The 21929-nt window shown below is 57.4% G+C and carries 21 protein-coding genes, 6 tRNA genes and 1 other RNA gene; 20 read left to right on the top strand and 8 right to left on the bottom strand.

All coding sequences use genetic code 11. The features are described 5' to 3' along the window. The first annotated feature begins 42 nt into the window (after positions 1–42). Together mgrA and FT726_RS12170 are read left to right on the top strand one after the other, a co-directional pair. Positions 43–1032 carry an L-glyceraldehyde 3-phosphate reductase gene (mgrA, locus tag FT726_RS12165; protein WP_282996241.1) on the top strand — a complete coding sequence of 330 codons (990 nt, stop codon included), beginning with the start codon at positions 43–45 and terminating at the stop codon, positions 1030–1032. 157 nt (positions 1033–1189) lie between these two features. Beyond that, complete coding sequence (locus FT726_RS12170) at positions 1190–1534, top strand: DUF2502 domain-containing protein (protein WP_288422156.1); 345 nt, start codon at positions 1190–1192, stop codon at positions 1532–1534. 50 nt (positions 1535–1584) lie between these two features. Here FT726_RS12170 and FT726_RS12175 read toward each other — a convergent pair whose 3' ends face one another. Further along, positions 1585–2826 carry an Nramp family divalent metal transporter gene (locus FT726_RS12175; RefSeq protein WP_021508247.1) on the bottom strand — a complete coding sequence of 414 codons (1242 nt, stop codon included), beginning with the start codon at positions 2824–2826 and terminating at the stop codon, positions 1585–1587. A gap of 370 nt (positions 2827–3196) precedes the next feature. Here FT726_RS12175 and FT726_RS12180 point away from each other — a divergent pair, with 370 nt between their 5' ends. The 5 genes from FT726_RS12180 (at position 3197) to FT726_RS12200 (ending at position 8848) form a co-directional block, all read left to right on the top strand. Beyond that, entirely contained in the window at positions 3197–4387 is a 1191-nt protein-coding gene (locus FT726_RS12180) for a NupC/NupG family nucleoside CNT transporter (protein WP_031279840.1), read from the top strand. Between the two features lie 193 nt (positions 4388–4580). Continuing rightward, complete coding sequence (locus FT726_RS12185) at positions 4581–5669, top strand: LLM class flavin-dependent oxidoreductase (RefSeq protein ID WP_021508245.1); 1089 nt, start codon at positions 4581–4583, stop codon at positions 5667–5669. Further along, positions 5669–6652, top strand: a complete 984-nt coding sequence (locus FT726_RS12190) for an ABC transporter substrate-binding protein (protein WP_288422160.1) — start codon at positions 5669–5671, stop codon at positions 6650–6652. Before FT726_RS12185 ends, FT726_RS12190 begins: the two co-directional genes overlap by 1 nt. Then, on the top strand, positions 6649–7239 hold the full coding sequence (locus FT726_RS12195; protein WP_346302846.1) for a cysteine dioxygenase: 591 nt from the start codon (positions 6649–6651) through the stop codon (positions 7237–7239). Before FT726_RS12190 ends, FT726_RS12195 begins: the two co-directional genes overlap by 4 nt. After that, complete coding sequence (locus FT726_RS12200) at positions 7232–8848, top strand: rhodanese homology domain-containing protein (protein ID WP_346302847.1); 1617 nt, start codon at positions 7232–7234, stop codon at positions 8846–8848. The genes FT726_RS12195 and FT726_RS12200 overlap by 8 nt, the downstream gene beginning before the upstream one ends. A gap of 124 nt (positions 8849–8972) precedes the next feature. Here FT726_RS12200 and FT726_RS12205 read toward each other — a convergent pair. Together FT726_RS12205 and FT726_RS12210 are read right to left on the bottom strand one after the other, a co-directional pair. Continuing rightward, positions 8973–9048: transfer RNA gene (locus tag FT726_RS12205), tRNA-Ala, on the bottom strand. 44 nt (positions 9049–9092) lie between these two features. Further along, positions 9093–9168 (bottom strand) — tRNA-Ala (locus FT726_RS12210). A 361-nt stretch (positions 9169–9529) separates the two neighbouring features. Between FT726_RS12210 and FT726_RS12215 the strand changes: the two genes are divergently transcribed. Beyond that, on the top strand, positions 9530–10318 hold the full coding sequence (locus tag FT726_RS12215; RefSeq protein WP_021508241.1) for a formate/nitrite transporter family protein: 789 nt from the start codon (positions 9530–9532) through the stop codon (positions 10316–10318). Between the two features lie 111 nt (positions 10319–10429). Further along, complete coding sequence (locus FT726_RS12220) at positions 10430–10783, top strand: YfeC-like transcriptional regulator (protein WP_058758359.1); 354 nt, start codon at positions 10430–10432, stop codon at positions 10781–10783. 83 nt (positions 10784–10866) lie between these two features. Here the strand turns inward: FT726_RS12220 and gltX are convergent, their stop codons facing one another. After that, positions 10867–12288 carry a glutamate--tRNA ligase gene (gene gltX, locus FT726_RS12225; RefSeq protein WP_058758358.1) on the bottom strand — a complete coding sequence of 474 codons (1422 nt, stop codon included), beginning with the start codon at positions 12286–12288 and terminating at the stop codon, positions 10867–10869. Between the two features lie 273 nt (positions 12289–12561). Between gltX and FT726_RS12230 the strand changes: the two genes are divergently transcribed. From FT726_RS12230 to FT726_RS12255, 6 genes are all read left to right on the top strand, one after another. Continuing rightward, positions 12562–12637: transfer RNA gene (locus tag FT726_RS12230), tRNA-Val, on the top strand. 41 nt (positions 12638–12678) lie between these two features. Next, positions 12679–12754, top strand: a tRNA-Val gene (locus FT726_RS12235). 41 nt (positions 12755–12795) lie between these two features. Continuing rightward, positions 12796–12871 (top strand) — tRNA-Val (locus FT726_RS12240). A gap of 4 nt (positions 12872–12875) precedes the next feature. After that, positions 12876–12951 (top strand) — tRNA-Lys (locus tag FT726_RS12245). Between the two features lie 44 nt (positions 12952–12995). Next, positions 12996–13132, top strand: a non-coding RNA gene (locus tag FT726_RS12250) — RtT sRNA. 199 nt (positions 13133–13331) lie between these two features. Further along, positions 13332–13688, top strand: coding sequence for a FlxA-like family protein (locus FT726_RS12255; RefSeq protein ID WP_141496624.1), 357 nt, complete (start codon positions 13332–13334; stop codon positions 13686–13688). On the opposite strand, the gene FT726_RS12260 is transcribed toward FT726_RS12255, so the two are convergent. Then, on the bottom strand, positions 13685–14605 hold the full coding sequence (locus FT726_RS12260; RefSeq protein ID WP_264442358.1) for a LysR family transcriptional regulator: 921 nt from the start codon (positions 14603–14605) through the stop codon (positions 13685–13687). The genes FT726_RS12255 and FT726_RS12260 overlap by 4 nt on opposite strands. A 101-nt stretch (positions 14606–14706) precedes the next feature. Here FT726_RS12260 and FT726_RS12265 point away from each other — a divergent pair, with 101 nt between their 5' ends. Beyond that, complete coding sequence (locus FT726_RS12265) at positions 14707–15708, top strand: bile acid:sodium symporter family protein (protein ID WP_021508088.1); 1002 nt, start codon at positions 14707–14709, stop codon at positions 15706–15708. Positions 15709–15739: 31 nt separating this feature from the next. Here the strand turns inward: FT726_RS12265 and FT726_RS12270 are convergent, their stop codons facing one another. The 3 genes from FT726_RS12270 to zipA all read right to left on the bottom strand — a co-directional run bounded on the left by FT726_RS12270 (position 15740) and on the right by zipA (position 19034). Continuing rightward, positions 15740–15958, bottom strand: coding sequence for a DUF3820 family protein (locus tag FT726_RS12270; protein ID WP_059011533.1), 219 nt, complete (start codon positions 15956–15958; stop codon positions 15740–15742). 1 nt (position 15959) lies between these two features. Continuing rightward, complete coding sequence (ligA, locus tag FT726_RS12275) at positions 15960–17978, bottom strand: NAD-dependent DNA ligase LigA (protein ID WP_058758355.1); 2019 nt, start codon at positions 17976–17978, stop codon at positions 15960–15962. A 72-nt stretch (positions 17979–18050) separates the two neighbouring features. Next, the gene (gene zipA, locus FT726_RS12280; RefSeq protein ID WP_346302848.1) at positions 18051–19034 is read right to left on the bottom strand and encodes a cell division protein ZipA; all 984 of its coding nucleotides are present in this window, start codon (positions 19032–19034) and stop codon (positions 18051–18053) included. A gap of 217 nt (positions 19035–19251) precedes the next feature. Between zipA and cysZ the strand changes: the two genes are divergently transcribed. The 4 genes from cysZ to ptsH all read left to right on the top strand — a co-directional run bounded on the left by cysZ (position 19252) and on the right by ptsH (position 21772). Further along, positions 19252–20013: a sulfate transporter CysZ gene (gene cysZ, locus FT726_RS12285; RefSeq protein ID WP_127834407.1), complete on the top strand. Its 762-nt coding sequence runs from the start codon at positions 19252–19254 to the stop codon at positions 20011–20013. 140 nt (positions 20014–20153) lie between these two features. After that, a complete protein-coding gene (gene cysK, locus FT726_RS12290) occupies positions 20154–21125 on the top strand; it encodes a cysteine synthase A (RefSeq protein WP_021508083.1) in 972 nt (323 codons plus the stop codon). A 16-nt stretch (positions 21126–21141) separates the two neighbouring features. Further along, entirely contained in the window at positions 21142–21336 is a 195-nt protein-coding gene (locus tag FT726_RS12295) for a hypothetical protein (protein WP_021508082.1), read from the top strand. Positions 21337–21514: 178 nt separating this feature from the next. Further along, entirely contained in the window at positions 21515–21772 is a 258-nt protein-coding gene (gene ptsH, locus FT726_RS12300) for a phosphocarrier protein Hpr (protein WP_007889063.1), read from the top strand. The last annotated feature ends 157 nt before the right edge of the window (positions 21773–21929 follow it).

A 21929-nucleotide genomic window follows, 5' to 3' on the forward strand; every position in this document is an offset into this window, starting at 1 on the left:
TATGCTGATGCCACTTTCTCCCACCTGAGACAGGAACGCTGCATGAGTACTTTTCCCCACGCCGAACGTTATCACCAGATGCAGTATCGCCGCAGCGGCCGCAGCGGCCTGAAGCTGCCGGCGATTTCGCTGGGTCTATGGCACAACTTTGGCGACAGCACGCGCGTCGACAACAGCCGCGCGCTGCTGCGTCACGCGTTCGATCGCGGTATAACCCATTTTGATCTGGCCAATAACTACGGGCCGCCGCCCGGTTCCGCGGAGAGCAACTTTGGCCGCATTCTGCGCGAAGATTTTCACGGCCTGCGCGACGAGCTGGTGATCTCCACCAAAGCGGGTTACACCATGTGGGACGGTCCGTACGGCGACTGGGGCTCACGCAAGTACCTGATTTCCAGCCTCGATCAAAGCCTGAAGCGCATGGGGCTGGAGTATGTGGATATCTTTTATCACCATCGTCCGGATCCGGAAACGCCGCTGGAAGAGACCATGCGCGCGCTCGATCAGGTGGTGCGTCAGGGTAAAGCGCTGTACGCGGCGATTTCGAACTACCCGGCGGATAAAGCCGCCGCCGCTATCGCCATGCTGCGCGATCTCGGCACCCCCTGCCTGATCCACCAGCCGCGCTATTCGATGTTCGAACGCACGCCGGAACAGGGTCTGCTGGACGTGCTGGGCGACAATGGCGTCGGCTGTATTGCTTTCTCGCCGCTGGCCGGTGGCGTGCTGACCGACCGCTATCTGCAGGGCATTCCGCAGGATTCGCGCATCGCCAGCGGCAGCAAATTCCTCAACGAAAACCAGCTAACGCCAGAGAAGATGGCAAAGGTGCAGCAACTGCAGGCGCTGGCACAGCAGCGCGGTCAAAAGCTGGCGCAAATGGCGCTGCGCTGGGTGCTGCGCGACACGCGCGTCACGTCGGTGCTGATTGGTGCCAGTAAAAGCGCGCAGATTGATGATGCCGTCGACATGCTGAGCCAGCCTGAATTAACCGCGGACGAGATCGCCGCCATTGAGCAAATTTTGGTGTAACCGTTTACCCGCCCGGACTTTTCCGGGCGCTGTCCTTAGCAGAAAACGCTGCGCAACCTTTCGCTGGCACTTTTTCAGACTAAATCTCAAGGCGTGTCTGGTCCGATATGGCACACTAGCGCCACGGTAGCCTCGATGCTATCGATGAGGAGAAAGTATGAAACGTGCAATTTTGTTTGCCGCTTTGCTGGCAACGTTATCCCCTCTGGCGCTGCACACAGCTGAAGCCAGTAGCGCTACCATCAATCTGGCCCCTGGCGTCACGCTGCATCTCGGCGATCGCGATCGTCGCGGCTACTACTGGGACGGCGGTCGCTGGCGTGAACCGCGCTGGTGGCACGATCGCTATCAGTACAACGATCATCGCTGGTGGCGTCACGAAGAGTGGAAACGCCATCGAGCCTGGGAGCGTGAACGTGAGCGCCGCTGGCACGAGCGCGAACGTCGCGAACACTGGCGTCACGATCGCCGGCACGACCGCCACGACCATCATCACCATTAAAAAAAATCCCGGCGCAGACGCAGCCGGGATTTTTTTATTCAGTTATTCGCTTACCAGCCGAGCGCTTCGCCCACCAGCAGATAGATATTCAGCGCCACCACCAGCACCACAATCAGACGCCCGGCATTTTGCATCAGGCGTGAGTTCACCAATTCATCGCCCATGATGTCACGGTTCCCGGTGAACGACAGCAGCGGAATCAGCGCCAGCGCAATACCGAAGCTCAGCAGCACCTGGCTCATCACCAGAATGCGCGTCGGATCCCAACCCGCCCAAATAACAATAAAGGACGGCAGCATGGTAATGGTACGACGGAACCACAGCGGAATGTGGAAGCGGATAAAGCCCTGCATCACCACCTGGCCGGCCAGCGTGCCCACCACGGTAGAAGAGAGGCCGGCCGCTACCAGACTCAGCCCGAACACAATCGCCGCCGCGTGACCCAGCAGCGGCTGCAGCGTCAGATAGGCCTGGTCGAGATCGACAATGCTGGTGTGACCGCTAAAGTGGAACGCGGCCGCTGCGGTGGCCATCATCGCCAGGTTAACGAAACCGGCAATGGTCATGGCGATCGCCACGTCAAGCTTGGTGGAGGAGTAGCGCTCCGCCTTACTGCCTTTATTTCCGTACTGGGTCAGCGCCGAGTGCAGATAAATGACGTGCGGCATAATGGTCGCGCCCAGCACGCCAGCCGCGAGGAATACCGCGTCCGAAGTGGGCAGGCTCGGCAGCGCCATGCCCACCACCAGATCGCTGACGCGCGGCTGCGAGAAGAACAGCTCAACGATATAAGCGGCGGCGACAAACAGCAGCAGCCCGCCAATCACCAGCTCCAGCGGCTTCTGTCCACGGTTCTGCAACATCAAAATCAGGAACGTGGCGATACCGGTTAACACCGCGCCCTGCAGTAGCGAGATGCCGAGCAGCAGCTTAAAGCCGAGCGCAGCCCCGATGAATTCCGCCAGATCGGTGGCCATGGCGATAATCTCCGCCTGTACCCAGTAGAACCACACCGCCGGGCGCGGGAAGCGATCGCGAATATGCTCGGCGAGGTTTTTACCGGTGGCAATACCCAGCTTGGCAGACATCAGCTGGATCAACATCGCCATAATGTTGGCCCATACCACCACCCACAGCAGTTTGTAGCCGTACGCGGCCCCCGCCTGGATGTTGGTGGCAAAGTTGCCGGGATCGATATAACCAATGGCCGCGATGAAGGCCGGTCCCAGCAGCGCGAGCTTGATCTTTCTGGCTCCGCGAGCGGCGCGCTCGGCGGTGCGACTTTCTGACATAGTTTTGACCCTGTCCTAACGCTTGTCTGACCCATCCAGCTTACGGGGCATTCAAGGCAAGTGAAATTTGGTTATAGTTATCGCATTGATAGATGGTGCTATAAAGTATAGCCATTGCTATACCACAAGGTAAAGTTAGCGCTTGCTAAAAATTATGCAACAGGTTTCACTCTACTCCCGGGTCAAATTATAGACAATCTCTTTGTGGATATTTCTTGTGATCTATTTGTAAACAGGTTGTGAGCGGTGAGACTAATCTGAGAAATAAAGCGATACCGAATACTTATATTGTGGTTTTGATCTCGTTTTTAAGTAACGCGTTACATAGAATACGCAGCAAAATACAACCCTCCTCAAATTTGGAGCCGATATGTCCCATATTTTGCACTTCCTTTTAGCATTGGTGGTGGTAGCCGTGCTGGCGTTACTCGTCAGTCACGATCGTAAGAGTATCCGGATTCGCTATATCGTTCAGCTGCTGGTGATTGAAGTGCTGCTGGCGTGGTTCTTCCTTAACTCCGAAGCAGGCCTTGGTTTTGTTAAAGGTTTCGCCGGGCTGTTTGATCATCTGCTCAAATATGCAGCAGAAGGCACCAATTTCGTGTTCGGTAACATGAACGAGAAAGGCCTGGCCTTCTTCTTCCTCAATGTTTTGTGCCCTATCGTCTTCATCTCAGCCCTGATCGGGATTTTGCAGCATTTCCGCATCCTGCCTTGGGTGATTCGCGCTATCGGTACCGTGCTGTCGAAGATCAACGGCATGGGCAAACTGGAATCCTTTAACGCCGTCAGCTCTCTGATTCTGGGACAGTCAGAAAACTTTATCGCCTATAAGGATATCCTTGGCAAAATGTCACAGCGCCGCATGTACACCATGGCAGCCACCGCGATGTCGACAGTGTCGATGTCGATTGTGGGTGCCTACATGACGATGCTGCAGCCAAAATACGTAGTGGCCGCGCTGGTGCTCAACATGTTCAGTACCTTTATCGTGCTGTCGCTGATTAACCCGTACCGCGTGGACAGCGAAGAAGACCTGCAGCTGCAGGATCTGCACAAAGGTCAGAGCTTCTTTGAGATGCTGGGTGAATACATCCTGGCCGGTTTCAAGGTGGCGATTATCGTTGCAGCGATGCTGATTGGCTTTATCGCGCTGATCTCCGGCCTTAACGCGCTGTTTGATACCATCTTTGGTATCAGCTTCCAGGGCGTGCTCGGCTATGTGTTTTATCCGTTTGCCTGGGTAATGGGCGTGCCATCCAGCGAAGCGCTGCAGGTGGGCAGCATCATGGCGACCAAGCTGGTTTCTAACGAATTCGTTGCAATGATGGATCTGCAGAAAATCGCCGGTCAGCTGTCGCCGCATGCGGAAGGCATTCTGTCTGTGTTCCTGGTCTCCTTCGCCAACTTCTCCTCCATCGGCATTGTCGCAGGCGCGATCAAAGGTCTGCATGAAGAGCAGGGTAACGTGGTATCACGTTTCGGCCTGAAACTGCTGTACGGCTCGACGCTGGTGAGCGTGCTCTCCGCCGCCATCGCCGGTCTGGTGCTGGGCTTCTGATCTACAGGGCGGGCTGCGGCTCGCCCTTCTCTTCTTTATATATACCTAAGCGTTATATCCCGCGCCAGTCAGTCTGCCGCCGCGCCACGCCCTGCTTCATCGTTTCCCGCAAACCCTTTGCACAATATCGAATTTCCGTTATTGCCGTCTGCGCCCGTAGCTTTTCTTTCTGACCTCACCTCAGGAGAATCGCATGAGCATTCAGTTCCTCGGCATGATTGGCCACCGGCTTGCCTCAGAAATCATTCCCGCGTCCGGCACGTTGTTCGATAAAGATTACATCGCCCGCTTTGCCCGCGCCCATGAAGCGGCCGGCTTCGACCGCATTCTTGTCGGCTACTGGTCCGATCAACCCGATGGCTTTCTGGTCACCGCTCACGCAGCGGCGCATACCCAGAAGATTAAATTCCTGCTGGCGCACCGTCCGGGGTTTGTCGCGCCCACGCTGGCGGCCCGCAAGCTGGCTTCGCTCGACCATCTCACCGACGGCCGCCTGGCCGTGCACATTATCAGCGGCGGCAGCGACAGCGAACAGCGCCGCGACGGTGATTTTCTCAGCAAGGCTGAACGTTATGCGCGCACCGACGAATTTCTCAGCGTGCTGAAACAGAGCCTTGAATCGCCGCAGCCTTACGATCATCAGGGCCGGTTTTACCAGGCTGAGCAGGCGTTCTCCGCCATTAAACCGTTGCAACATAAGCTGCCGATCTATTTCGGCGGATCGTCACCGGAGGCGATTGACGTGGCGGCGCGGCATGCTGATGTCTTCGCGCTGTGGGGCGAACCGTTAAAAGGCGCGGCCGAGACGGTACGTAACGTGCGTGCGGCGGCGGCCGCGCAGGGGCGCCAGATTGCGTTTAACATCTCCTTCCGGCCTATTCTGGGTAACACCGAAAAAGAAGCCTGGGAGCGCGCCGAACATATCCGCGCCACCGCAGAGAAGCAGCTGGCGGAGACCGGCTATACCTTTGGTTTGCCGAAGCCGCAGAGTGTCGGTGCGCAGCGTCTGCTGGCGGCGGCGCATGAGAGCGAACGCCACGACAAAGTGTTGTGGACCGGCGTGGCAAAACTGGTGCAGGGCGGCTACAACTCCACCGCGCTGGTCGGCACGCCGGATCAGGTTTCTGAGGCGCTGCTGGATTATTATCGCCTCGGTATTCATAGCGTGCTGATCCGCGGATTTGACCCGCTGAATGACGCGGTGGAATACGGCCGTGAGCTGCTGCCGCTGACGCGTGAAAAAGTGGCTGCGCTCAGCGCAACTGAAAAAAGGAGCGCCTGATGCGTCTCGCCGCTCTGTTTGCCGGTGTTGCGCTGGCCCTCGCGTCACTCCAGCCGCTGCTGGCGGCCGATAAAGTCACGCTGCGCCTTGGCGATGTGAAAGGCGATCGTTTTGCCGCCCTGAAAGCCTCGGGCGAACTGAACAATCTGCCTTACGATCTTAAGCTCACCGCCTTTGACTCCGGCGCGCCGGTGCAGGAAGCGCTCAATGCCGGGGCGCTCGACGTTGGCTTTACCGGTGATTTGCCGTTTCTGTTTGTCTATGCGGCAGGCGCGCCGGTGAAAGCCGTGGGTGCCTGGCAGAATAACCCGGACAGCATCGCCCTGCTGACCCGCCCCGACGCCGGCATTCACCGGCTGCAGGATTTGAAAGGTAAGCAGATCGCGGTCAACCGCGGCGGCTGGGGACACTATCTGCTGCTGGGCTTGCTGGAGCGCGCTGGCCTGACGCCGCAGGATGTCACGCTGCGCTTCCTCGGACCGGTGGATGGTCGCGCGGCGCTGACGTCCGGTGCGGTCGCGGCCTGGGCGCCGTGGGAGCCTTATATTGCCACCTCGACCGCCATCGACGGCACGGTGCGCGTGCCGGACGGCGGGGGTAAAGGCATTATGTCCGGTTACTCCTACGCGCTGGCCCGCAATGAAGCGTTGCAGGACGCCGGCAAGCGGGAAGCGATTGCTGATCTGCTGGCGCGACTGGCGAAGGCGCAAATCTGGGCGCAACACCATCCGCAGGAATTCGCCGGCGTGCTGAGCCAAGCCCTGAATATGCCCCCCGCCATTACCCGCAGCTGGATTGACGATGCGCGCATCCGCCCGCTGGTGTTTGATACGCACCTGATTGCCACGCTGCAGAAATCCGCCGACTTTTTCCATCGTTATCAGGTATTGCCAAAACAGGTCGATGTCAGCCAGGCGTTTGACTTCAGTCTGTCCGCCGCCGCTAACCGCATCGCCCAGCACGCGCCGGGAGACAAATCATGAGTGATTATCAGCACCATCGCCTGCGCACCTTCGTCGCCCGGCTGGCCACCCTGCTCGACAGCCAGCCGGACGAAGCGACCATTTTGCGGCAGGGCAGCGGCTGGCTGGCCGAACTGATTCGCCGCGATGACTGGCTGGATGAGGCGTTTACCCAGCCCCATCCGCAGCACTATCAGCAATATCTGCTGTATGCCGATGCGCAGCAGCGCTTTTCCGTGGTGAGTTTTGTCTGGGGGCCGGGTCAGCAGACGCCGATTCACGATCACCGCGTCTGGGGCCTGATTGGCATGCTGCGCGGCGCCGAGATTTCACAATCGTGGCAGCCGGGCCCGCACGGTTTACAGGCAGAAGGTGCGCCGGTGCGGCTTGAACCCGGCAACGTGGAGGCGGTGTCGCCAACGGTCGGTGATATCCATCGCGTCAGCAACGCCTTTGACGATCGCGTCTCCGTCAGTATCCACGTGTATGGCGCGAATATCGGCGCGGTTGAGCGCGCGGTCTACACCGCCGACGGCCACGAAAAACGCTTTATTTCCGGCTACAGCAACCGTTATCTACCTAACATTTGGGACCTTTCACATGACTAAACCGGTTTTCCCGTTTCGCCAGGCGGCGGAACTGCTGACAGCGCTGCGTCAGCAACAGGAAGTGGCGATCATTGACGTGCGCGATGAGGCGCTGTTTGCCACCGGGCATCCGCTGTTTGCCGTCAACATTCCGCTGTCAAAGCTGGAGCTGGAGCTGCTGGACCGCATTCCCCAACGTCACACTGCCATTACGCTGTATGACAACGGCGAAGGCCTGGCGCAGACCGCCGCTGAGCGTCTCGCCGCGCTGGGTTATCAGCAGGTCACGCTACTGGCCGATGATTTAGCCGGCTGGCAGGCGGCTGGCGGCGAGCTGTTTATCGATGTTAATTCACCCAGCAAAGCGTTTGGCGAACTGGTGGAACATCATGCCCGCACGCCTTCGCTCTCCGCTGATGAGGTACAGGCACTGATTAGCGATGATGCCGACGTGGTGGTGCTGGATGCGCGGCGCTTCGATGAATATCACACCATGAGCATTCCGGGCGCCACCAGCGTACCGGGCGGCGAACTGGTGCTGCGCGTACGCGATTTAGCCCCCTCACCGCGTACCACGGTGATTGTGAATTGCGCCGGACGCACGCGCAGCATTATTGGCACGCAGTCGCTGGTCAATGCCGGTATTCGTAATCCGGTATTCGCGCTGCGCAACGGCACCATTGGCTGGACGCTGGCCGGTCATGCGCTGGAGCATGGGCAGAGCCGCCGCTATGGCAACACCAGCGAAACCGCGCAACGTCAGGCCGCGAGCCAGGCCCGCGCCATTGCCGATCGCGCTGGCGTGACACGCATTTCTCTGGCGACGCTGACGCGCTGGCAGCAGGAAGCACGCACCACCTACCTGTTTGACGTGCGTGATGCCGAAGAGTACGCCGCCGGTCATCTGCCGGGCAGCCGCCACGTGGCGGGCGGCCAGCTGGTACAGGAGACCGATCACTACGCCAGCGTGCGCGGTGCGCGTATCGTGCTGGTGGATGATGACGGTGTCCGCGCCAATATGACCGGCTCCTGGCTGGCGCAGCTTGGCTGGCAGGTGGCGGTGCCTGACGCGTTGCAGGCCAGCGATTTCAGCGCTGTCGGTAGCTGGCAGCCGCAGGTGGCGCCGGTTGCTGCGCCGGAATCGATCTCCCCCGCGCAGCTAGCCGAGTGGCTGGCGGCTGGCGACACGCAGGTGCTGGATTTCACCACGCTCGCCAGTTACCGCAACAGCCATATTCCCGGTGCGGCCTGGCTGCTGCGTTCCACCCTGCAGCAGCAGGGCAAGGCACTACTGCCCGATGCTGGCCGCTATGTGCTGACCTGCGGCAGCAGCCTGCTGGCCAGCTATGCCGTGGAGCAAATTGCCACGCTGACCGGCAAACCGGTGCGGGTGCTGGCGGGAGGCAATGCAGCCTGGCGTGCCGCCGGTCTGCCCACCGAACAGGGCGAGCAGCGCCTGCTCTCGCCGCCCATCGATCGTTATCGCCGCCCGTACGAAGGCACCGATATTGAACCGGACGTGATGCAGGCCTATCTCGACTGGGAATATGGTCTGGTGGCGCAACTGGATAGCGACGGTACCCACGGTTTTCGCGTGCTGCAGCTGCAGCCACAGGCCGTGACGGTTTAACACGTAAAGGCGCTGCAGGTCAGCGCCATTGCGCGCAGCCAGTCGGCGAATGCAACGTCACACTGCGCAAACGGCAGTATTATTATCGGGTTTTGAATACGTTTGTTCTGAACGAACAGAGAATTGGTGGAGATAAGCGGGATCGAACCGCTGACCTCTTGCATGCCATGCAAGCGCTCTCCCAGCTGAGCTATAGCCCCACATCTGGAATTCGTTTTTTCAGTGCAAACCGTTGGGAGCGGTTTGGTGGAGCTAAGCGGGATCGAACCGCTGACCTCTTGCATGCCATGCAAGCGCTCTCCCAGCTGAGCTATAGCCCCGTACCGAAAAAACCGCCGAGTTACCTCGACGGACGGCATAATATGAGACCGCTGTTTGAGTGTCAACGGCAAATTCTCGTTCTGCGTGCGATCGCTGAAAAAGGCGGCAACCCTGTGTCGCCGTGGCTTTTTTTTCAGCGCAGCGCGTGCTCGTCATCCCTGCCCTCAGCCGTTATCTCAACGCCGCCTCAACGGTGCGCCATGCCGAGGTTAACTTTAGGTTAAAGATGTTAGCGTCAGGCTTGTTTTCGTTAATGGTGCGTGTAAAACTTAGCGCGCTAATTAACCGGTTAGCCGTCCAGGGTATTCACTCGCTAACCGGCCAGCACGTCCTCCTTGTTTAATAAAAGAAAAGTGAACTATGTCGCTGCATACACCTAAAGAGATCGCGCAACTGGCGATTCAGGCCGGCGTGGCTAAAAGCCGTCTGCCGGTTTCCACCTTATTAATTCTTGGCTTTATGGCTGGCGCGTTTATTGCCACCGGCTTCCTGCTCGATCTGCACGTTATTAACCAGCTGCCTGCTGAATGGGGCTCGTTTGCCGGCTTCCTCGGTGCGGCGGTATTCCCGGTCGGACTGATTCTGACCGTGCTGGCGGGCGGCGAACTGCTGACCGGCAACATGATGACGCTGCCCATCGCCTGGTTCGCGCGCCGCATTAGCGGTTTCAGCGTGCTGCGTAACTGGTTTTGGGTCACCATCGCCAATTTTATTGGCAGCGTTGCGGTAGCATGGTTCTTCGGCCATCTGCTCGGCATGACCGAAGGCGACTATCTGAAGAAAACCGTGGCGATCGCCCATGCCAAAGTGAACGCCGATTTCATGCACGCGTTCATCTCCGGCATCGGCTGCAACTGGCTGGTGTGTCTGGCGGTGTGGCTGGCCTTCGCCAGTAAAGATATGGTCGGCAAAATCTTCGGCATGTGGTTCCCGGTGATGGCCTTCGTGGCAATCGGTTTCCAGCACGTGGTGGCCAACATGTTTATCGTGCCTGCCGCAATTTTTGCCGGTCAGATGAGCTGGGCAGAATTTGCACCTAACGTGGTTGCGGTATTTTTAGGCAATGGTGTGGGCGGTGCGATCTTTGTCGGCCTCACCTATTTCCTCGCCTTCCGTCCGGCACAGGCGGCGGTCAGCGAAGCGCAGTAAACCGATTTTGCCTTTTGTCGCACAGCAAAAGGCATTTTCTGCCTTGATTACTTTTCCCCGTAACGTTTTGTTGTAATATGTAGAGCTAATGTATTTAACAGGGACAGCATCGTGAAAAAGGAATGGCTCACTCCCGAAGAGCTCGCGCTGGAAACGGGCTACAGTCGGCAGACGGTGAATAAATGGATCAAGCGTGAAAACTGGACGACCACGCCCAAGCCCGGTGTACAGGGCGGTAAGGCGCGATTAATCCATATTGATGAGCGTGTCAAAAGCTTCATTCAGTCCACCCGCCATGCAAACGAACCGGCGGCGAATTACGGCGCTCAGCAAAATACGTTACCTGCGTTATTAATAAATTCTGTCCAGCAAATGACGGCCACCGAACAGGAACAACTGGCGGCGCTGTTATTGCGGGAAGGGATCAGGGGCGTATTACAGCGGTTAGGAATCCAGGAAGAATAGAAAAGCCGGAAGCAGTGAGATGCTTCCGGCTTTTTTGTTGCCTGCCTTATCACAGCAGCCTGACAGGCCGCTGTTCAGCTCAATCAGGCCTGTGCTTCACGCTCCGCGATGAACGCCAGCGCTTTTTCGATACGCGCCACGCTGCGGCTGCGGCCGATGGCTTCCACCGTCACGTCGAGTCCAGGCGACTGGCCGGCACCGGTTACGGCAACGCGCAGCGGCATACCGACTTTGCCCATGCCGAGCTCAAGTTGATCCGCAGCAGCCTGAATGGCGTGATGCACGTTTTCCGCATTCCAGTCGCTGTCGCTGATGGCTGCCAGCTTGTCGCGTACCACTTCCAGCGGCTGACGCGCCACCGGACGCAGATGCTTTTTCGCTGCATCCGCATCAAACGCGTCAAACTCTTCATAGAAGTAGCGGCAGGACGCGGCGATTTCGACCAGCGTTTTGCAGCGCTCACCCAGCAGCGTCACCAGCTTCGCCAGCTCCGGTCCGGTGCGGGTATCGATATTCTGCTGCTCGATGTGCCACTGCAGCTGGGTCGCGACATATTCCGGCGGCAGCGTATTAATGTAGTGGTGGTTGAGCCACTGCAGTTTCTCGGTGTTGAAGGCGCTGGCCGATTTGCTCACCGCATCGAGGGTGAACAGTTCAGTCATTTCCGCCACGCTGAAAATCTCCTGATCGCCGTGCGACCAGCCGAGGCGCACCAGATAATTAAGCAGCGCTTCCGGCAGGTAGCCGTCGTCGCGATACTGCATGACGCCCACAGCACCGTGACGCTTGGACAGCTTTTTGCCGTCATCGCCGAGGATCATGGATACGTGCGCATAAGTTGGCACTTCCGCACCAATCGCTTTCAGGATGTTGATCTGACGCGGCGTGTTGTTGATATGGTCTTCACCACGAATAACGTGCGTGATGCCCATATCCCAGTCGTCGACCACCACACAGAAATTGTAGGTCGGTGAACCGTCGGTACGGCGGATGATCAGATCATCCAGTTCCTGGTTGCTGAATTCGATCGGACCACGAATCTGATCGTCAAAAATCACCGAACCGTCCTGCGGGTTGCGGAAGCGCACCACGCACGGTTCATCGGCAGCATGATGTTCATGGCTGTCGCGGCAGCGGCCGTCATAACGGGGCTTCTCGCCTTTTTCCATCTGCTCTTCACGCAGCGCGTCCAGACGCTCTTTCGAGCAATAGCATTTATAAGCAGTACCGGCTTCCAGCATTTCGTCGATAACGTCGTTATAACGGTCGAAGCGTTTGGTCTGGTAGTACGGGCCCTCATCCCAGTCGAGATTCAGCCAGTTCATCCCATCCATAATGGCTTCGATCGCTTCCGGCGTGGAGCGCTCCAGGTCGGTATCTTCGATACGCAGGACGAATTCGCCCTGGTTATGGCGAGCATAAAGCCATGAGTAAAGCGCAGTACGCGCACCACCGACGTGCAGGTAGCCCGTCGGGCTGGGTGCGAAGCGAGTTTTGATTTTCATTCAGCATTGCCTTAAATGCGCAGGTTTCGTTGTCTGGATGACAAAAAAACGGGTTAACGCGGAAAAACAGTGCGCATATTCTAGCAGGTGAGGCTGATTCCTCAATCACTGTCACGCTGGCTGCGCGGGCAGAAGTGCGTTTTTCTGCTAATAAAACCAGCACATTGGCTAAAAGCGCTGCATGATGTCTAAATTTAAAGCGAACGCACATTTATGTTTTAAAAAGCGTTGACTCACTTCGAAGGATCCCTATAATGCGACTCCACACAGCGGGGGTGATTAGCTCAGTTGGTAGAGCATCTCCCTTACAAGGAGGGGGTCGGCGGTTCGAGCCCGTCATCACCCACCACTCTTAATGAGATGGCCCGCAGTGAACAAGAGATAAGATATGGGTGATTAGCTCAGTTGGTAGAGCATCTCCCTTACAAGGAGGGGGTCGGCGGTTCGAGCCCGTCATCACCCACCATATCTTAGTCAGATGACACTCTTGTTAAGCAGTACCGAAGTGGGTGATTAGCTCAGTTGGTAGAGCATCTCCCTTACAAGGAGGGGGTCGGCGGTTCGAGCCCGTCATCACCCACCACTTCGGGTCGTTAGCTCAGTTGGTAGAGCAGTTGACTTTTAATCAATTGGTCGCAGGTTCGAATCCTGCACGACCCACCAAATTCAGGAAAAAGCGCCCTCAGGGCGCTTTTTTCGTTTCTGTGCACCGATGCTGAACGTGCAGGATGAGGACCTGCTGCAGGTTCGACTGAATCGCCGGGAGCGATTCAGGCTGATGCGCCAGCATCACCCGCAGGGCGAGGCCCCGGATGGGCCGAGGCATATCCTGCACGACCCACCAGATTCAGGAAAGAGCGCCCAAAGGGCGCTTTTCCGCTTCAGCTGTGAAGAAAGAACGCGCTCAGCCTGAGGCCGTACCCGCCCTATCCCCTTTCGCCCTCGTTCCTGACGAAACCTTTTCGCAAATTTAACACCTCTCACCCTCAAGCCGCAGCGGCTGCGTTCCGATAACGAAAGGGCACATTTGCAAGGAGAACGTTATGACCACCATTTCGACCAATACCAATATTGGCAGCAGCAGTACTTCCGGCTCCGGAAGCGCATCCGGCAGTAGCGATAGCGCCTCGAAAATCGCCAGCCTGACCAAACAAATCGCCAGCCTGAACGATGAACTGAAAGACATCGCGAAGGACAAAAGCCTGACCGAGAAGCAAAGAAAGGAGAAGCAGGAGACGATTAACGCGCAGATTCAGCTGCTGCAGGCGCAAATCCAGCAGTTGCAGAAGCAGGAAAAGGAGAAAGCGGAGCAGAAGCAGGAGAAACAGGAGGTTACTGCAGTGAAAGCGGATGGCATCAACCGCCCAACCGACAGCAACCAACTTGACGTTTATGTTTAAAACGCCGGATTAAGCGCGCGATCCTGCGTCAGCAGCGCCGCCTGCTGACGCACTTCCTGCCAGATAGCCTCCGCTGCCGGGGTGAGTGACCGGTTTTTGCGTTTAATCAGCATCAGGCTGCGATTGATCTCCGGATAGAGCCGGCGTACCGTCAGCTTACGACCAGACGGCAGCGGCAGCGCCAGTGCCGGTAAGATACTGATGCCAATGCCCGCTTCCACCATCGGATAAAGCGTGGCCGGATGGCCAATCTCCTGCACCACCTGCACGTTCAGCGCCAGCCGCTGCAATGCGGCATCGACCAGCAATCGGCTGCCCGACGCGTAATCCTGCAGCACCATAGCGCGACCAGCCAGCATTGACCACTGAGCCTGCGGCACCTGCGCCAGCGCATCATCCTGATGGCACAACAGTAAAAACGGCTCCTGCAGAATCTCCTCGCTATCGAAATCCGCATCCTGCAGCGGACCGATGACGATGCCAAAATCGACTTCCGCATTGCGCACGCTCTGCAATACCCACTGCTGCACGCGGTCGTGCAGAATCACCCGAATGTCGGGGTAACGCAGCTGGCTGCTGGCCAGGCATTGCGGCATCAGATGCGCCGAGGGCGTCTGGCTGGCCGCCACGCGCACCGTGCCGCTGCGCTGCTCGCCATAGCTGCGCACATCGAGCAGCGTGGTATTGAGCTCCTCCAGCAGTCGTTCCAGCCGCGTTGCCAGTTGCTGTCCGGCTTCACTCAGTAACACCTCGCGCGTGGTGCGATCCAGCAGCCGTACACCCATCTCCGCTTCCAGCTCTTTAATGCTGTGACTGACAGCCGACTGGCTCAGCCCAATCGCCTGCCCTGCCTGGCTGAAACTGCCGTGCTGCACCACCGCCACAAAGGTGCGCAACTGTCGTAAGGTGTAATTCATCTATTGCGCTCATAGATTAATGCAATAAATCAATTTTATTTCTAAACGCGTCTGACGCACAATCAGCAGCATCATTTATTACATTTAACCGGATTGTAACAATGGGCTTTTTACGACTTGACCCGATGATGGTCAAACTCATCATCACCGTGCTGCTGGCCAGCTTCTTCCCGGCCAAAGGCGGGTTTGTCGATTTCTTCGAATACCTGACCACTGCGGCCATCGCCCTGCTGTTCTTCATGCACGGTGCCAAACTGTCGCGTGAGAAGATCATCGCCGGCAGCAGCCACTGGCGGCTTCATCTGTGGATTATGTGCAGCACCTTCGTGATTTTCCCGATCCTTGGCCTGCTGCTGGTGTGGTGGCATCCGGTTAACGTCGGCGCGGAGATTTACACCGGTTTCCTCTACCTGTGTATCCTGCCGGCGACGGTGCAGTCCGCGATTGCTTTCACCTCCATGGCGGGCGGTAACGTTGCCGCGGCGGTGTGTGCTGCCTCCGCCTCCAGTCTGCTGGGCGTCTTTATTTCGCCGCTGCTGGTTAACCTGGTGATGAATGTGCACAGCGATGCGCCGGGTAACGGTCTGGAGCAGATTGGTAAAATCATGCTGCAGCTGCTGGTGCCCTTTGTGCTGGGCCACCTGGCACGCCGCTGGATTGGTGGCTGGGTGGAGAAGCATCGCAGCCTGATTGGCAAAACCGATCAAACCTCGATTCTGCTGGTGGTCTATTCGGCGTTCAGTGAAGCGGTGGTTAACGGCATCTGGCATCGCGTCGGCGTTGATACCCTGCTGTGGATTCTGGCTGGCAGCCTGCTGATTCTGTTCGTCGCACTGGCGATCAACCTTGGCGCTTCCCGGCTGTTTGGCTTTAGCCGTGCGGATGAGATTGTGGTGCTGTTTTGCGGCTCGAAAAAGAGCCTGGCAAACGGCGTGCCGATGGCTAACATTCTGTTCCCGGCCAGCGCGGTGGGGATTATTGTCCTGCCGCTGATGATCTTCCATCAGGTCCAGCTGATGGTGTGCTCGTTCATTGCCCAGCGCTATAAAGCCGGCAATGAGAAGAAGCTGGCGAAGCAACAGATTGAAGCGCAGAAGTCATAAAACATCAGGCCCGCAATTGCGGGCCTGTCACTTATTCACTGCGCTTGAGCGGTTTAACTAAGCCCTGTAAGCCTTCGATTTTGATCGCCAGCGTTAGCTGCATCAGCTCACCCAGTTTGCCGGCGGGAAACTCATTTTTACGCGCAAACCACAGCAGATACTCTTCCGGCAAATCGATCAGCATCCGCCCTTTGTATTTGCCAAACGGCATCGCGGTATTGGCAATCTCAACCAGCTGCTGCTTATCCATCTCAGGCGCCCAGTAACCGAATCATTTCGGCTTCATCGATCACCGCAATCCCCAGCTCCTGCGCTTTTGCCAGCTTGGAACCGGCGGCCTCACCGGCGATCAGCAGATCGGTTTTTTTCGATACGCTGCCGCTAACTTTAGCTCCCAGCGCCGTCAGCCGCGCTTTGGCATCGTCACGGTTCATCTGCGACAGCGAGCCAGTCAGTACCACGGTTTTTCCGGCGAACGGGCTGTCGATCTCTTCGGCTTTGACCACCACCACCGCCGGCCAGTGCACGCCCACCTCCTCCGTCAGCTGGCGGATCACTTCACGGTTACTCTCCTCTTCCATGAAGTTGCGCACGTGCGCTGCCACCACTTTGCCGACGTCCTGTACCGCGATTAACGCATCGAGATCGGCGTTCATGACCTTTTCCAGCTCGCCAAAGTGGTTCGCCAGGTTGGCCGCCGTCGCCTCACCCACTTCGCGGATGCCGAGCGCATACAGGAAGCGCGGCAGCGTGGTGAATTTGGCTTTTTCCAGCGCGTCCACCACGTTTTGCGCCGATTTGGGCCCCATGCGGTCCAGTCCGGTCAGCTTGCCGGCGGTGAGACGGAACAGGTCGGCCGGGGTTTTGACGTACTCTTTTTCCACCAGCTGGTCGATGATTTTATCGCCCATGCCGTCCACGTCCATCGCACGGCGTGAGACAAAGTGCTTCAGCGCCTCTTTGCGCTGCGCGCCGCAAATCAGCCCGCCGGTACAGCGCGTTACGGCTTCGCCTTCCACACGCTCTACGTCAGAACCGCACACCGGACAGTGGCTGGGAAACACAATCTCGCGCGCATCCGCCGGACGCTCAGATTCCACCACGTTGACCACCTGCGGAATCACGTCACCGGCGCGACGAATCACCACTTTGTCACCGATACGCAGCCCCAGCCGGGCGATTTCATCGGCGTTGTGCAGCGTCGCATTACTGACTATCACGCCCGCGACCTGCACCGGTTCGAGGCGCGCCACCGGCGTAATCGCCCCGGTACGTCCGACCTGAAACTCGACGTCGCGCACCACCGTCATCTGCTCCTGCGCCGGGAACTTGAATGCCACCGCCCAGCGCGGTGCGCGCGCCACAAAGCCCAGCTGCTCCTGCAGCGCCTGCGAGTCGACTTTGATCACCACGCCGTCAATATCAAAGCCGAGTGACGGACGGTCCTGCTCAACCTGGCGATAAAACGCCAGCACTTCATCCGCGGTGTGCACCAGGCGAATCCGATCGCTGACCGGTAATCCCCAGGCCTTAAACTGTTGCAGACGCTGCCAGTGGCTGGCAGGCATTTCGCCGCCCTCCAGCAGGCCAAAGCCGTAGCAGAAGAAGGTCAGCGGACGTTTCGCGGTGATACGCGGATCGAGCTGGCGCAGCGAGCCGGCCGCCGCATTACGCGGGTTGGCAAACACTTTGCCGCCGGTGCGTCGCGCTTCCTCATTCAGCTTCTCAAAGCCGCTTTCAGTCATGAAAACTTCGCCGCGCACTTCTACCCGCGCCGGAATATTGTCGCCGTGCAGGCGCAGCGGAATGGCGTGAATGGTGCGCACGTTCGCCGTGATGTTTTCACCGGTGGTGCCATCGCCGCGCGTGGCGGCACGCACCAGCAGGCCGTTTTCATACAGTAAACTTACCGCCAGACCATCCAGCTTCAGCTCACAGCAATAGGTGAGATCGTCAGTGCTTTTCAGGCGATCCTGCACGCGCTTATTGAAGGCAAGAAATCCGGCTTCATCAAAGGTGTTATCGAGCGACAGCATTGGCACTTCGTGGCGCACCTGTTCAAAGGTGGCAAGCGGTGCCGCGCCTACGCGCTGGGTGGGAGAATCCGGGGTGATTAAATCGGGATGCGCGCTCTCCAGCTCACGCAGTTCGCGCATCAATCGGTCATATTCTGCATCCGGGATTTCCGGCGTATCCATCACGTGATAGAGGTATTCGTGGTGGCGTAACGTGGTGCGCAGCGCGGTGATCTGCTCCTGAACCGATGTCATATTCTCTCGTCCGATAAAAAACCCCCGGCAAGCGGGGGTTATTTAGTTAAAGGGTGATACTGCTGGCGGCGCTTAGCCAATAACCTCGCGGATGCGTGCTTTGTAGGTTTCCAGCTTTTGTGGTGTCATCATGCGACGCTCATCATCCAGCACCACGCCACCGACATCATCGGCGATGCGCTGTGCCGATTGCAGCATCAGCTTAAAGTTCTGATTGGCGTCACCGTAGGACGGCACCATCATAAAGATTGAGACGCCCGGCGTGGTGAAATCGCCCATTTCATCCGGATTGAACGAACCCGGTTTGACCATGTTTGCCAGGCTGAACAGCACCGGACCGCTACCGGCCGGGCTAAGATGGCGATGGAAAATGTTCATTTCACCAAACTGGAAGCCGGCCTGCAGAATGCCCTGCAGCAGCGCTTCACCGTTCAGTGCGCCACCGGCATGCGCGGCAACGTGCAACACCAGCACCGCTTCTTTTTTACTGCCCGGCGCAGCGGGCTGCGGTTGCGGTGCAGCTTCCTGCACAGGCGCAGGTTCAGGTTGTTTAACCTCAGGCTCGGCGGCGGTAAACTCCGGAGCCGGCTGGGTGGCGGACAGCGGTTCATTATCCAGCAGCGGATCGGCCTGAATCGGTTGTGGCTGTGGCACGGGCTGCGCCACCGGCGCCTGCGGTTGTGGCGCAGGTGCAGGCTGACGTACCGGCTCATCGTCCAGCAGCGGATCGCCGCTTAACGGCGTTTCCTGGCGTGGGAACGGCTGACGCACCGGTTCCGGCGCACGCGGAGCAGCAGGTTTGGTGACCGGCGCATCGATCTGCGGCTCGTCTTCGGCATCACGCTGACGACGCACGCGTACTTCGCCGACGCCATCGTCTTCGCTGTTCAGCAGATCATCGTCATCCGCTTCTTCACGCTGTTTCAGACGTTTGTGCGGGCGATCGCGAAACACGGAAGAGCGTTCTTTACGGCTGGTCCACAGTCCGTGAAGAAGCAGCGCTATTATGGCGATCGCGCCAACAACGATTAATATCAGACGCAAATCCTGCATCATTGTATTCTCTGTTGTTCCAATACCTTGCCACCACGGCAAACTTTATCCTCTAACTGTATTTGCCCAGCTACACAAGTGCAAGTCTGTGCAGTATTTTCTGACAAATAAGATAGCTGCCCCACGCTTTTTTGCTGTTTTTTCGCGCAAAGTGCGCCTGTCACCGATAAAAAGCCAGGTTATGATGTTGGCGCCGCTACATAAAGGAGAAAGGCTCGCTATGCCCGCTGAGAATTCGGTCTCATCCATGAATGGTATTCATTATTTTGCCCAGGGCTGGAAACTGGTGCGTCTGCCCGGTATCCGCCGCTACGTCATCATCCCGCTGCTGGTGAACATTGTGCTGCTGGGCGGTGCGTTTATCTGGCTGTTTCAGCGCCTCGGCCAGTGGATTCCACAGCTGATGTCGCACGTGCCGGACTGGCTGCAGTGGCTGAGCTATCTGCTGTGGCCGCTGTCGGTAATTTCGATTGTGCTGGTATTCAGCTATTTCTTCTCCACCATCGCCAACTGGATTGCCGCGCCGTTTTGCGGCCTGCTGGCGGAGCAGCTGGAAGGGCGTCTGACCGGAAAACCCCTGCCGGACAGTGGCTGGCTCGGCATGATGAAAGACATCCCGCGCATCATGAAGCGCGAGTTACAGAAGCTCGGCTACTATTTGCCGCGCGCACTGGGCCTGCTGCTGCTCTATTTTATCCCCGGCTTTGGCCAGACCGTGGCGCCGGTGTTGTGGTTTCTGTTTAGCGCCTGGATGCTATCGATACAATATTGCGACTATCCGTTCGACAACCACAAAGTCAGTTTTCCTCAGATGCGTAACGCGCTGCGTCAGCATAAAACCGCCAATATGCAGTTTGGCGCGCTGGTCAGTCTGTTCACCATGATTCCGATCCTCAATCTCGCCATCATGCCGGTCGCGGTATGCGGCGCGACCGCCATGTGGGTCGATCGCTACCGCAGCCAGCATGCGCGTCATCTATAATGCATCAAAAAGCCTTATGCATTTTTGCATCAGGCTTATGGTCGCAGGCTATATAGATATACGATTTCTTTCCTTCCGCCGGGGGTCAGAACAGGTATGCTCTGAGGGTTCCCAATATTTCATACAGTTAAGGACGGGCTATGAGTAAGATCTATGAAGACAACTCTCTGACAATTGGTCATACGCCGCTGGTTCGACTGAACCGCATCGGTAATGGACGCATTCTGGCGAAGGTCGAGTCGCGTAACCCGAGCTTCAGCGTTAAATGCCGTATCGGTGCCAATATGATTTGGGACGCAGAAAAACGCGGTATTCTGAAACCGGGCGTTGAGCTGGTAGAGCCAACCAGCGGCAACACCGGCATTGCGCTGGCCTATGTCGCCGCTGCGCGCGGCTACAAGCTGACGCTGACCATGCCTGAGACCATGTCGATTGAACGTCGCAAGCTGCTGAAAGCGCTGGGCGCCAATCTGGTGCTGACCGAAGGGCCAAAAGGCATGAAGGGCGCCATCGCTAAAGCAGAAGAGATTGTTGCCAGCGATCCGGACAAATATGTGCTGCTGCAGCAGTTCAGCAACCCGGCCAACCCGGAAATTCACGAAAAGACTACTGGCCCGGAGATCTGGGAAGACACTGACGGCGCCGTAGATGTCTTCATTGCCGGCGTGGGCACCGGTGGTACGCTGACCGGCGTGAGCCGCTACATCAAGAACACCAAAGGCAAGCAGGATTTGATCACCGTGGCCGTTGAGCCTACGGATTCCCCTGTCATCGCGCAGGCGCTGGCGGGAGAAGAGATCAAACCGGGCCCGCACAAGATTCAGGGGATTGGTGCCGGTTTCATTCCGGGCAACCTTGACCTGAAACTGATTGACCGCGTGGTGGCCATCACCAATGAAGAAGCGATCAGCACCGCGCGTCAGCTGATGGAAGAGGAAGGCATTCTGGCCGGTATCTCTTCCGGTGCAGCAGTGGCGGCTGCCCTTAAGCTGCAGGAAGATGAAGCCTTCGCCAATAAAAACATCGTGGTGATTCTGCCCTCTTCCGGCGAACGCTATCTCAGTACCGCACTGTTTGCCGATCTGTTCACCGAAAAAGAGCTGCAACAGTAAACGCCAGAGTCTGAAAATGATGAAAAAAGCACCCAAATGGGTGCTTTTTTGTGGCGCAGATCTCACTTTTACCACCGGGCAGATTGATTTCAGTGATGCGGCTCTGGTATTTAAGCAGCCAATTATTTCGGTGCCTGAAATTAATCTGCCTTTGAAGTGGATCAAGCTGAATCGATTTACTGATTTGGTGAAACGGCGAATCACGGCATAATCAGCAGAGTGACGTATTGCAGCAGTTTTGATCCGTCATCGAAAAAATGACTTTTTCATTCAAGCGCATTTTTTGGTCAGCGTGATGCCGTACCAGCGCACCTACACAGGCTAAAGTTACGGCTCCAGGCTAGACTTTAGATCCATAACACCAAACCTGATAAAGTTGGGGAAATAGAATGTTCCAGCAAGAAGTTACCATTACCGCACCTAACGGCCTCCATACCCGTCCTGCAGCTCAGTTCGTGAAAGAAGCGAAGGCTTTCCAGTCTGAAATCACCGTTACTTCTAACGGCAAATCTGCCAGCGCGAAAAGCCTGTTCAAACTGCAGACTCTGGGTCTGACTCAGGGTACGGTTGTTACGCTTTCTGCAGAAGGTGAAGACGAGCAGCAGGCGGTTGAGCATCTGGTCAAACTGATGGCTGAACTGGAGTAATTCCGTTCCGGCAAGCCATTAAACCGACTCCTTTGCCCCATTGAGTGCAATTATGTTGATCGCGGACAACCTGTCCGCGTTATTGCTTCCTTAGAGTACTGCTCCGCGACAGTGGCAACGCATTGGGTCAATGAGCCATCGTGATTAAAAGGTAGGG

Origin of the sequence: Pantoea sp. Morm (assembly GCF_016643525.1) — a bacterium.
GTDB lineage: Bacteria > Pseudomonadota > Gammaproteobacteria > Enterobacterales > Enterobacteriaceae > Pantoea > Pantoea dispersa.

Bases quoted from the DNA above. Each gene is read 5' to 3' on its own strand.
- mgrA (WP_282996241.1), top strand. From the start codon at position 43: ATGAGTACTTTTCCCCACGCCGAACGTTATCACCAGATGCAGTATCGC.
- FT726_RS12170 (WP_288422156.1), top strand. From the start codon at position 1,190: ATGAAACGTGCAATTTTGTTTGCCGCTTTGCTGGCAACGTTATCCCCT.
- FT726_RS12175 (WP_021508247.1), bottom strand. From the start codon at position 2,826: ATGTCAGAAAGTCGCACCGCCGAGCGCGCCGCTCGCGGAGCCAGAAAG.
- FT726_RS12180 (WP_031279840.1), top strand. From the start codon at position 3,197: ATGTCCCATATTTTGCACTTCCTTTTAGCATTGGTGGTGGTAGCCGTG.
- FT726_RS12185 (WP_021508245.1), top strand. From the start codon at position 4,581: ATGAGCATTCAGTTCCTCGGCATGATTGGCCACCGGCTTGCCTCAGAA.
- FT726_RS12190 (WP_288422160.1), top strand. From the start codon at position 5,669: ATGCGTCTCGCCGCTCTGTTTGCCGGTGTTGCGCTGGCCCTCGCGTCA.
- FT726_RS12195 (WP_346302846.1), top strand. From the start codon at position 6,649: ATGAGTGATTATCAGCACCATCGCCTGCGCACCTTCGTCGCCCGGCTG.
- FT726_RS12200 (WP_346302847.1), top strand. From the start codon at position 7,232: ATGACTAAACCGGTTTTCCCGTTTCGCCAGGCGGCGGAACTGCTGACA.
- FT726_RS12215 (WP_021508241.1), top strand. From the start codon at position 9,530: ATGTCGCTGCATACACCTAAAGAGATCGCGCAACTGGCGATTCAGGCC.
- gltX (WP_058758358.1), bottom strand. From the start codon at position 12,288: ATGAAAATCAAAACTCGCTTCGCACCCAGCCCGACGGGCTACCTGCAC.
- FT726_RS12255 (WP_141496624.1), top strand. From the start codon at position 13,332: ATGACCACCATTTCGACCAATACCAATATTGGCAGCAGCAGTACTTCC.
- FT726_RS12260 (WP_264442358.1), bottom strand. From the start codon at position 14,605: ATGAATTACACCTTACGACAGTTGCGCACCTTTGTGGCGGTGGTGCAG.
- FT726_RS12265 (WP_021508088.1), top strand. From the start codon at position 14,707: ATGGGCTTTTTACGACTTGACCCGATGATGGTCAAACTCATCATCACC.
- FT726_RS12270 (WP_059011533.1), bottom strand. From the start codon at position 15,958: ATGGATAAGCAGCAGCTGGTTGAGATTGCCAATACCGCGATGCCGTTT.
- ligA (WP_058758355.1), bottom strand. From the start codon at position 17,978: ATGACATCGGTTCAGGAGCAGATCACCGCGCTGCGCACCACGTTACGC.
- zipA (WP_346302848.1), bottom strand. From the start codon at position 19,034: ATGATGCAGGATTTGCGTCTGATATTAATCGTTGTTGGCGCGATCGCC.
- cysZ (WP_127834407.1), top strand. From the start codon at position 19,252: ATGCCCGCTGAGAATTCGGTCTCATCCATGAATGGTATTCATTATTTT.
- cysK (WP_021508083.1), top strand. From the start codon at position 20,154: ATGAGTAAGATCTATGAAGACAACTCTCTGACAATTGGTCATACGCCG.
- FT726_RS12295 (WP_021508082.1), top strand. From the start codon at position 21,142: ATGATGAAAAAAGCACCCAAATGGGTGCTTTTTTGTGGCGCAGATCTC.
- ptsH (WP_007889063.1), top strand. From the start codon at position 21,515: ATGTTCCAGCAAGAAGTTACCATTACCGCACCTAACGGCCTCCATACC.